14 protein-coding genes and 1 riboswitch are annotated in these 10,032 nt (G+C 28.6%); all 14 genes read left to right on the forward strand.

What is annotated here, in order from left to right:
• A partial coding sequence (locus VJ881_10515; protein HKL76483.1) for a TetR/AcrR family transcriptional regulator C-terminal domain-containing protein occupies positions 1 to 333 on the forward strand: 333 nt, incomplete at its 5' end.
• Between the two features lie 5 nt (positions 334 to 338).
• Complete coding sequence (locus VJ881_10520) at positions 339 to 815, forward strand: permease (protein ID HKL76484.1); 477 nt, start codon at positions 339 to 341, stop codon at positions 813 to 815.
• Complete coding sequence (locus tag VJ881_10525) at positions 815 to 1,345, forward strand: permease (protein ID HKL76485.1); 531 nt, start codon at positions 815 to 817, stop codon at positions 1,343 to 1,345. The genes VJ881_10520 and VJ881_10525 overlap by 1 nt, the downstream gene beginning before the upstream one ends.
• Positions 1,346 to 1,476: 131 nt before the next feature.
• A complete protein-coding gene (locus VJ881_10530) occupies positions 1,477 to 2,490 on the forward strand; it encodes a peptidylprolyl isomerase (protein HKL76486.1) in 1,014 nt (337 codons plus the stop codon).
• A 140-nt stretch (positions 2,491 to 2,630) separates the two neighbouring features.
• The gene (locus VJ881_10535) at positions 2,631 to 3,317 is read left to right on the forward strand and encodes a response regulator transcription factor (GenBank protein HKL76487.1); all 687 of its coding nucleotides are present in this window, start codon (positions 2,631 to 2,633) and stop codon (positions 3,315 to 3,317) included.
• 98 nt (positions 3,318 to 3,415) lie between these two features.
• The gene (locus VJ881_10540; protein HKL76488.1) at positions 3,416 to 4,402 is read left to right on the forward strand and encodes an NADH:flavin oxidoreductase; all 987 of its coding nucleotides are present in this window, start codon (positions 3,416 to 3,418) and stop codon (positions 4,400 to 4,402) included.
• Between the two features lie 124 nt (positions 4,403 to 4,526).
• A complete protein-coding gene (locus VJ881_10545) occupies positions 4,527 to 5,288 on the forward strand; it encodes a YdcF family protein (protein HKL76489.1) in 762 nt (253 codons plus the stop codon).
• 27 nt (positions 5,289 to 5,315) lie between these two features.
• Positions 5,316 to 6,146: a PHP domain-containing protein gene (locus tag VJ881_10550; GenBank protein ID HKL76490.1), complete on the forward strand. Its 831-nt coding sequence runs from the start codon at positions 5,316 to 5,318 to the stop codon at positions 6,144 to 6,146.
• A gap of 30 nt (positions 6,147 to 6,176) precedes the next feature.
• Entirely contained in the window at positions 6,177 to 6,413 is a 237-nt protein-coding gene (locus tag VJ881_10555) for a CopG family transcriptional regulator (GenBank protein ID HKL76491.1), read from the forward strand.
• Positions 6,414 to 6,485: 72 nt separating this feature from the next.
• A riboswitch (SAM riboswitch) is annotated at positions 6,486 to 6,594 on the forward strand.
• A gap of 116 nt (positions 6,595 to 6,710) precedes the next feature.
• Positions 6,711 to 7,760 carry a methionine ABC transporter ATP-binding protein gene (locus VJ881_10560; protein HKL76492.1) on the forward strand — a complete coding sequence of 350 codons (1,050 nt, stop codon included), beginning with the start codon at positions 6,711 to 6,713 and terminating at the stop codon, positions 7,758 to 7,760.
• Positions 7,732 to 8,403 (forward strand): methionine ABC transporter permease, encoded by a 672-nt coding sequence (locus VJ881_10565; protein HKL76493.1) that lies wholly within the window; start codon positions 7,732 to 7,734, stop codon positions 8,401 to 8,403. Before VJ881_10560 ends, VJ881_10565 begins: the two co-directional genes overlap by 29 nt.
• A 27-nt stretch (positions 8,404 to 8,430) precedes the next feature.
• Positions 8,431 to 9,249, forward strand: coding sequence for a MetQ/NlpA family ABC transporter substrate-binding protein (locus VJ881_10570; protein HKL76494.1), 819 nt, complete (start codon positions 8,431 to 8,433; stop codon positions 9,247 to 9,249).
• 134 nt (positions 9,250 to 9,383) lie between these two features.
• On the forward strand, positions 9,384 to 9,683 hold the full coding sequence (locus VJ881_10575) for a DUF1232 domain-containing protein (GenBank protein HKL76495.1): 300 nt from the start codon (positions 9,384 to 9,386) through the stop codon (positions 9,681 to 9,683).
• A 101-nt stretch (positions 9,684 to 9,784) separates the two neighbouring features.
• A partial coding sequence (locus VJ881_10580) for a ferritin family protein (protein ID HKL76496.1) occupies positions 9,785 to 10,032 on the forward strand: 248 nt, incomplete at its 3' end.

Genomic DNA, 10,032 nt, shown 5'->3' on the forward strand with positions numbered 1-10,032 from the left:
ATTATTTTGTTTCAATTGAAATTATTTTCCGAAAATCCATTAATGACTGCTATTACTTTTCAGGAAGAAATATTTAGAGAATATCCAGAAATTTGGAGTAAATTTAATAGTCATCGTGAAAAAAGAGAAGAACTTATTAAAAATATTATAAAGGCTGGAAAGGAAAAAGGTGAAATAAAAGATTCAATTGATTCTGAAAGTTTTAGTACTATCTTTATGGGAACTATAAGGATGACTGTTATCAAATGGAGAGGAAGCAATTTTGAATATTCCATTTTAAAAAAAGGCGAAGAAATAATTAAACAATTAGAATATTTTTTGAAAAAGAGGTGATTTAATTGATTGCAATTTTTATTAATTTTATAGCATTATTAGCATTGGGAATTTCTTTTTATAATAATCGTCAAAAAACAAAAAACGCAGTAAAAAAAGCTTTTATGAAAGGTATTAATCTTGCTCCTCAGCTTATATTAATTATTGTGATTATAGGATTTATATTTGCCTTTATCCCTCCTGAATCAATTGAAGCTTATCTTGGAGGAGAATTGAATACAATCCAGGTAATTGCAGCAGCAACATTTGGGGCGATTATGATGATTCCGAGTATAATTGCTTTACCATTGGCAGGTTCTTTGATTGAAGGAGGGGCTTCTTATACTCCGGTTGCAGCTTTTATAACAACCTTAACAATGGTGGGTTTTGTAACTATACCTATTGAATTAAAAGAGCTAGGAAAAAAGATAACAATATATAGAAATGTTTTAGCCTTAATCTTTGCAGTAATAATTGCAATAATTATAGGAGGGATAATGTGATGGACAAAAAGAAATCTAAACTTAAAGATAACTTAAAAAAATTAATAATAGCATTAGCAATTTCAATTGTAGCTTTTTTAATATTGAGATATTTTTCTGTTAACCGTTTTCAAAATGCCTTTTATATGTCAACTAGATACATTAAAGAAATGATAAGTGTTTTTCCTGCTGTTTTAATAATTATGGGTTTAGCTGATGTCTGGGTTCCTACTTCAATGGTAAAAAAATATTTGGGACAGAGCTCAGGAATAAAAGGAAAGTTTTTAGCTATTTTTCTTGGAACTTTACCAGCTGGTCCTATGTATGTGGCTTTACCACTGGCAGGAGAGCTTTTACGTAAAAAAGCAAGTTTAAGTAATACAATAATTTTTTTAGGAGTTTGGGCTTCTCTAAAAATTCCTCAGTTGGGAGTAGAGATGAAGTTTTTAGGGTTTAAATTTTCTGCATTGAGATTTGTTTTTACCCTTGCTTCTGTAGTGATAATGGGATTATTAATGGAAAAGATGATTGATATTGAAAAAGAACTTTAATCTATTTTTAATTTGATAATCACACTTTTATCACATTTTTATCCTACAATATACTTGGTAAAGATAAAAGAGGGGTAAAATACTCTTCGATAAAAATACAATTATAAACATTCCAGAAAGGGGAAATTCAAATGAGAAATAAAATTTTAGCAATGTTTGCATTATTACTTATTATTCCACTGCTTACTGTTAATGTTATGGCCCAGGATTCAAATAGTGACAGTAGTAGTCAAAAGACTGAGGTTGTAGCAACAGTTAATGAGGAAGAAATAACTAGAACAGAATTACAAAAGGCTGCAGGTACTCAACAATTAATTATGCAGATAGCTCAAACTAATCAACAATTTGCACAACTTTTATATTCATCTGAAGCAGGACAGGAACTATTAGAAGAATTTAATAAGACAAAATTAGAAGAAGTTATTAACAATACTCTTTTACAACAGGCAGCTGCAGACTCTGATGTAGAATTAACAGAGAAAGAAAAAAATGAAATGTTTAATAAACAGGTAGCACAAATAAAACAACAAAATAATTTAACTGATGAACAGTTTGAATCCGCTCTTAGTGAACAGGGAATAGAATCAATGGAACAGTATAAAAAGATGTTTTTAGAAAATGAGAATTTAAAAATACAAAAATTTATTCAAGAAAAAGTATTATCAAATGTTGAAGTTTCTGATGAAGAAGCTAAAGAATTTTATAATAATAACTCCCAACGCTATAAGCAGGGAGAGAGAGTTGAAGCAAGTCATATATTAGTAGAATCAAAAGAAAAAGCTGATGAACTATATAATAAGCTTCAAAATGGAGCCTCTTTTGCTGATCTTGCAAAGAATAACTCTATAGACAATAGATCTGCTGAAAATGGAGGAAAATTAGGATTTATCGAAAAGGGACAGTTCATTGAAAAATTTGAAAAAGTAGCTTTTAACTTAGAAGTTGGTTCAATTAGTGAACCAGTTGAAACAGAATATGGTTACCATATTATTAAGGTTAGTGATAAGAAAGAAGCTTCTACAAAATCATTTGAAGAAGTTAAATCACAAATAAAAGATCAATTATTCAGCCAGAAGAGACAACAGGCTGTTAATCAATATATTCAAAAATTACGTGATGAAGCAAAAATAGAAAAAAATATTTAATAAAATAAAAGCAAACTAAATATTGTTTGTCCCTCCAACCTATCCCTATCAACTCTTTTTAGAGAGATGATAGGGATAATTTTCTTGCAGTATGTTCAATATATTATTATAATATAATTAATCAGATAGGGAGGGATTAAATGTCAAAGTATAAAGCTTTAGTAATAGATGACAATGATAAAGTAATAGAGATAATTAAAGATTATTTTGAAAATGAAAATTTTACTATTATTTCTGTTTCTACAGGTGAAAAAGGAATAAAAAAAATAGAAGATGAAAATCTTGATCTGGTTATTTTGGATATTAACCTTCCTGGAATAGATGGTTGGGAAGTATGTAAAAAAATAAGAAAAAATAGTCGATTACCTATAATTATTTTAAGTTCAAAAAAATCAGATAGTGCTAAAATTAAGGGAATTAAGTTAGGGGCCGATGATTATGTAACTAAACCATTTAATCCTGAAGAAATTTTAGTAAGAGCAAAATCAATATTAGACAGAGTTAATAAAAAAAATAAAAAAATTGAAGATAATCATATAATAAAATTTCCTCATTTAACTATCAATAATAAAGAAAAAAAGGTAAAAATTAATGGAAAAATAATTGATTTAACTCCTAAAGAATTTGATTTGCTGTGGACATTAAGTTCTAATCCCAAAAAAGTATTTAGCAGGGATAAGTTAGTAAAAAAAGTATGGGGTTATGATTATTTTGGGGATATTCGAACTGTAGACACTCATATAAAATCTTTGAGAAAAAAACTTGGAGAAAAAGTTGGCAAATATATTCAAACTGTTTGGGGAGTTGGCTATAAATTTGAAATTTAAAAAAATATCTTAAAAATTAAAAAAATTTTGAAAATAGTATCGACATTTTAATAATTGGATGATATTATATAATTAAAGATATATAGAGGAGGTAAAATATGGCTAATTTATTATCACCTATAAAAATCAAAAATTTAAAAGTAAAAAATAGGATAGTAATGCCTCCACTTGCAACTAGAGAGGCTACGAGAATGGGGATGGTTACTGATAAATTGACTGAACAGTATAAAAATCGTCCTAATGTTGGTATGATAATAGTAGAACATAGCTATGTTAGAAGAGAAGGAAGAGTAAATAATCATCAATTGGGTATTTATGATGAAAGCCATATTGCTGGACTTGGGAAATTAGCCCATATAATTAGGGAAAATGGCAGTCTGGCAGTTATTCAAATTTCGCATGGAGGGAGTGCATCTAAATCTCATATTTTAGGCAGAAGTGCTTTTGCTCCTTCAGAGGTAAAACATCCGGGGCGAGATATTGATGAAACACCAACTGCTCTTATGAAGGATGACTTAAAAGAATTAAAAAGATCTTTTGTCAAATCGGCTCTAAGAGCTAAAAAAGCAGGATTTAATATTGTAGAATTACATGGAGCTCATGGATATCTACTAAATCAATTTATGTCACCTCTTACAAATAAAAGAGATGATGAATATGGTGGTGATTTGAAAAATAGAATGCGTTTTCCTTTAGAAATTGTAAGAGCAATTAGAGGGGCTGTTGGAAGAAAATATCCAATTGCATATAGATTAGGTTGTGATGACTTTTTACCTGGTGGAATAAAGATTGAAGATTCTATTGAAGCTGCTCAAATGCTTGAGGAAGCTGGAGTAGATTTACTGGATTTATCTGGAGGATTAACTGGATATAATGTTGGTGATGATGAGGAAGGGTATTTTGTTTATATGGGGGAAGCAATAAGACCTGAAGTTGGAGTACCTGTTATTGTTACCGGAGGTATAGAAACTCCAGAATTTGCAAATAAAATAATTGAGGATGGTAAAGCTGATTTGGTTGGTATAGGGAGAGCTATGTTGCAAGATAAAAATTGGGCAAAAAAAGCTGTTGAAAAAATAAAATAATATATTTATTATAAAAACCACCTTTTATCAAGGTGGTTTTTTCTTTTTTAGGAAGGATTATAGCTAAATTTGCGGAAATATAATTATATGTAAAAAGAAAAGTAAAAGGAGATAGGTGAATAATATGCTTGCATTAGAAAAAATAATTGCTTCTTTTCTTAGTTTTCCAGGGTTTTTTCTGATTTTATGGGGAATAGTAACCATCTATTTATTTTATAAGAAAACTAATTTATTTATTAGAATAATTGCTTTATTTTCTATTATATTAATGATATTTATTTTTACTGGACTGGGAGTAAAAACTTTAGTTTTACCCCTTGAAAATTACTATATAGAGGATAATTATCAATTAATAAATAAAATGCCTATAGTAGTTTTAGGAGGAGGTATTAATTACAATATTCCAGGAAAAGATGGTGAACTATCAAAATCAAGTTTGGAAAGAATTGTTAGAGGTTATAAGTTACAGAATAAATTAGGTAGTTTAATTATTTATTCCGGAGGAGTTGCTGTCGGTCAAACTGGAATAAGTGAAGCTGATATAGCTCAAAAATGGCTCCAGGAGATGGAAGTTCCGGAAAATAAAATAATAAAAGAAGATAGGGCTAGAACAACATATGAAAATGGAATTTATGTGAAAAAGTGGATAAAAAATAATGATATAGATAATATATATCTAGTAACTTCTGCTATTCACATGCCTCGCTCAAGTGCTGTTTTTTCTAATCTTAATATAGATTTTATTCCTGTGATTTCAGGATATTCTTATAACCATAAATTAAGCTGGCTTGATTATTTACCTAATAGAAGTGCTTTAAATGCTAATTTAGCTGCCTTACATGAATGGCTTGGTTTGATTTGGTATAAACTAAATGGAAGAATATAAAATTTTAGACATGAAAGGAGATTTTTAATGACAGCTGATTTACATCTACATTCTACTTACTCTGATGGAAGTTATACTCCGGAAGAATTAGTGAAAAAATCATTAAAAAAAGGTTTCAAAACTATAGCAATTGCTGATCATGATACAGTTGAAGGAATACCTTTAGCTGAAAAAGTCGCAGAATCTTTAGCTATTGAAGTGATTCCTGCAATTGAATTTTCAACTTTTAGAGGAAAGGCAGAAATTCATATTTTAGGATATTTTATTGATTATACTAATCAAGAGTTGCTTACTGAAACTAAAAAAATATTTTCAGCAAGAGAGAATAGAGCTAAAAAAATGGTGGAATTATTAAATAAGCAGGGAATAGATATTAGTTTTGAACAGGTAAAAAGTTTAGCTGGTGATGATTATTTAGGAAGACCTCATATTGCTAAAGCTATGATAGAAAAAGGATATATAAATGAAATTGGAGAAGCCTTTACAAAAGATTATATTGCTAATGGTGGAAAAGCATATGTCCCTAAATATAAATTAACTCCTAAAAAAGCAATTGATTTGATATTAAATGCTGGTGGGATTCCAGTACTTGCTCATCCAAAATTTATAAACCATGGTGAGGCAATGGACTATAATGATATAAAAGAAATGAAAAATTATGGTTTACAAGGGATAGAAGTATATCAAAGTAAACATGATAAAAAAGATGAGAAAAAATATAAAAAAATTGCTAAAGAATTAGACCTACTTATTACTGGTGGATCAGATTTCCATGGAGAAAATGCTCCAGATGTTAAATTAGGAGATGTAAGATTAAGTGAAAAAGAAGTAAAAAAATTAAAAGAAGCAGAAAATTAATATTTTTAACTTTTAGAGGAGGGATTTTGTATGGCTGATAAAGCAACTATTAAAATTCCAAGAAATCTCTATAATAAATTGAAAGAAATTACTGATGAAACTGGGTTTAATAGTGTTACAGAGTTTATTGTATATGTAATGAGAGATTTAGTTTCTACTAAAGAATTAAATCGTGATGAAGGCGAAGAAATAGATGGTGAAGAATTAAGTTCTGAAGAGGTTAATATGATTCGAAAAAGATTAAAAAGTCTTGGATACTTAGATTAATTACTAAAAATGGTTGACAGTTTTACTTTTGTATGATAAAGTACTAAATAAATAACTTGCAGAAAATCAAATAATTCATCGAGAGTGGCAGAGGGACTGGCCCTTTGAAGCCCGGCAACCTACCTAATTAAAGGTAAGGTGCCAAATCCTGCATCTACATTTTGTAGATGAGAGATGAGAGGAATAAAACCCTCTCAGAGGGTTTTTATTTTTTATGGATGTCATTCTCTTTTAAAATGGGGATGGCATTTTTATTTTATAATAAGATAAAGTAAATTTTATAGAAAGGGTGGTTGAATGATAAGCATTAAAAATCTAAGTAAGAAATATAAAAGTGAAAAAGAAAATACTTTAGCTTTAAATAATATTAATTTAAATATAAAAAAGGGAGAAATTTTTGGGATTATTGGCCCAAGTGGAGCAGGTAAAAGTACTTTTATTAGAACAATTAATCTTTTAGAAAAGCCTACAAAGGGTAAGATAAAAATTAATGATAATGATTTAACTAATTTATCTTCAAAAAAGCTTAGAAATAAAAGAAAAGAGATAGGCATGATTTTTCAGGATTTTAATTTATTAAGTTCTAGAACAGTATTTGAAAATGTATCTTTTCCTCTAGAAATAAATGGATTTGAAAAAAAACAAAGAATAAAAAAAGTTAATAAATTATTAGAATTAGTAGGATTATCAGAAAAAACAGATAGTTATCCAGCTAATTTAAGTGGAGGACAAAAACAAAGGGTTGGAATTGCTAGAGCACTTGCTAATGATCCTGAACTACTATTATCTGATGAAGCTACTTCATCTCTTGATCCAGAAAGTACTGCAGAAATACTTAATCTTTTAGCAAAAATAAGAAAAGAGCTTGATTTGACTATTATTTTAATAACACATGAAATGGAAGTAATCAAAGAAATTTGTGATAGAGTTGCAGTTATTGAAAATGGTGAAATTGTAGAAAAGGGAAAAGTTATTGATATTTTTTCTCGGCCACAAAAAGATATAACAAAAAGGTTTATTAAAAATATAATTGATTTTGAACTTCCCCCAAAAGTAAAAGAAAGCTTTTATAATTTTGATAAGAAAAATGGTGAATTTATTAGAATTAATTTTATAGGAGAGTTAACTCATCAACCACTTATTTCCAATTTAATTAAAAAATATGAGATTGATGCAAATATTTTATATGGAAATATTGATGAAATACAGGATACTCCCTTTGGTACTCTTGTTTTAAAACTGGAGGGTAATTACAAAAAAGTTAAAGACAGTATAAATTATTTGAAAGAAAAAGGATTATTAGTGGAGGTGTTAGCAAATGAAAGAAATAATAAATTTGTTAGCTAATTATAATCAATTAATGATATCCGGTATTAGAGAAACTCTTTATATGGTTGGTGTTTCAGTTTTTGTTTCTGTTATTTTTGGTATTCCCCTTGGAATTGTTACTACAGTTACCAGGAAAGGTCATATTCTTGAAAATAAATACATATTCAAAATTTTTAACATCATTATAAATATTGGAAGATCTATCCCATTTATTATTTTGATGGTGGCCATTATTCCTTTTACAAGAATGATTGTAGGCAGTTCTATTGGGACAACAGCAGCTATTGTACCACTCTCAATAGCTGCAATACCATTTATGGGAAGAGTTGTAGATAATGCTCTTCTTGAAATAGATAAAGGGGTAATAGAAGCAGCACAGTCAATGGGTGCTAGCCCTTTTGAAATTATTTTTAAAGTCTTAATTCCAGAATCTCTGTCAGCAATAATTTTAGGGATTACCTTAACTACTATTAGTCTTATAAGTTATTCAGCTATGGCAGGGGCAATAGGAGGAGGTGGGTTAGGAGATATCGCAATAAGGTATGGATATCAAAGATTTAAACCAATGATAATGTTGGAGACTATAGTAATCTTATTAGTTTTAGTACAGATAATTCAATGGACAGGTAATAAATTAGCTCTTATTTTTGATCATAAATAAACTTAAATATTGAAAGGAGAAGATAAAATGTTAAAAAAGAAAAATTATATTATCATATCATTAATAATTGTTGGTGTTTTGATTTTTCCTCTTACTAATTTTTTGATAGACAATACTGTTAAGGCTTCTGATCCTCTAAAGGTAGGTGCAACTCCTGTTCCTCATGCCGAAATTTTAAAACATATTAAAGGTAAATTGGCAAGTGTAGGAGTAGAAATCGAAATAGTTGAATTTAATAATTATGTAACTCCTAATTTAGCTTTAGCTGATGGGAGTATAGATGCAAATTTTTTTCAACATGTGCCTTATTTAAATCAATTCAAAAATGATAGAAATCTTGATTTAACTTATACTGTAAAAGTTCATATAGAACCTTATGCTCTTTATTCTAATAAAATAGAAGATGTAGAAAATTTGCCTCAAGGAGCAGAAATTGCAATTCCTAATGATCCCAGTAATGAAGCAAGAGCCTTACAAATATTACATCAAGAAGGATTAATTAAATTAAATGATCCTAAAAATTTAAAAGCTACTCCTCTTGATATAGTTGATAATCCAAACGACTTTAAATTTAAGGAACTTGAAGCTGCTCAACTTCCAAGAGTATTAGCTGATGTTGATGCTGCATTTATTAATACAAACTATGCACTGGAAGCAGATTTAAATCCAGTAAAAGACGCATTACTAATTGAAGACAAAGAATCACCTTATGCCAATGTTTTAGCTGTAAGAAAAGGAGAAGAAAATGATTTTGGAATAAGAATGTTAAGTAAATTTTTGACAAGTAATTTGGCAAAAACATTTATTGAAGAAAATTATGGAGGATCAATTGTACCTGCTTTTTAAGAATAATAAATAAAATTATTTTATCCTGAATTTCTCTTAGAGAGATATTCAGGATTTTCTTTTGTCATTTTAGTTAATTTGAGTTATAATATAATTAACTCATTAAGTACTATTAATTTGAAGGAGTGTAAAAATTGAGAAATAGCCTGTCTGGAATAGTAAAATTAATACGTTTTTTAAAAGATAAAGATGTTTCGACAGGAAAAAAATTATTGTTTTTGGTTCCTATTCTTTACTTTATACTTCCTTTTGATTTAGTAGGCGATTTTTTTCCTGTTTTGGGACAATTAGATGATATAGCTGTGGCAGTTGTAATGTGGCCAATACTAAAAAAATTCATAACAAGCTATTATGAATCTCCTTCTTCGCAAAGATATGATAATAGTGATGGTAAAACTGTAGATATGGATAAAGATGACTATAAAGTTGATTGAAAATTAAATAATTTGTGAGAGAAAAAGGATATTTGTTGTTTACCCAGTATATTTTAATATAGAAGCAAAGAATTATGGATATTTGAAAGGAGAGATAATCTATGTTTGGACAAAAATTTAATTCTGTAGAAGTTATAGAAATGGCAAAAGATATTGAAAAAAGAGGACTAGATTTTTATAAAAAACAGGCTAAAAAGACTGAAGATGGTAAATTGAAAGATCTTCTTTTGAAATTAGCTGAGGATGAACAGGATCATTATGATACATTTTCAAAAATGCTTGATAAAGCAAAAGATCTTACAGACACTGATTCTGATTATGTTTATGGGGAAGATGTTAGTGCTTATTT

Source organism: Halanaerobiales bacterium (assembly GCA_035270125.1).
Classification (GTDB): Bacteria; Bacillota; Halanaerobiia; order Halanaerobiales; family DATFIM01; genus DATFIM01.

Coding starts and splice junctions, on each gene's coding strand:
- VJ881_10545 (HKL76489.1), top strand. CDS start 4,527: ATGCTTGCATTAGAAAAAATAATTGCTTCTTTTCTTAGTTTTCCAGGG.
- VJ881_10570 (HKL76494.1), top strand. CDS start 8,431: ATGTTAAAAAAGAAAAATTATATTATCATATCATTAATAATTGTTGGT.
- VJ881_10565 (HKL76493.1), top strand. CDS start 7,732: ATGAAAGAAATAATAAATTTGTTAGCTAATTATAATCAATTAATGATA.
- VJ881_10535 (HKL76487.1), top strand. CDS start 2,631: ATGTCAAAGTATAAAGCTTTAGTAATAGATGACAATGATAAAGTAATA.
- VJ881_10530 (HKL76486.1), top strand. CDS start 1,477: ATGAGAAATAAAATTTTAGCAATGTTTGCATTATTACTTATTATTCCA.
- VJ881_10555 (HKL76491.1), top strand. CDS start 6,177: ATGGCTGATAAAGCAACTATTAAAATTCCAAGAAATCTCTATAATAAA.
- VJ881_10525 (HKL76485.1), top strand. CDS start 815: ATGGACAAAAAGAAATCTAAACTTAAAGATAACTTAAAAAAATTAATA.
- VJ881_10560 (HKL76492.1), top strand. CDS start 6,711: ATGATAAGCATTAAAAATCTAAGTAAGAAATATAAAAGTGAAAAAGAA.
- VJ881_10550 (HKL76490.1), top strand. CDS start 5,316: ATGACAGCTGATTTACATCTACATTCTACTTACTCTGATGGAAGTTAT.
- VJ881_10540 (HKL76488.1), top strand. CDS start 3,416: ATGGCTAATTTATTATCACCTATAAAAATCAAAAATTTAAAAGTAAAA.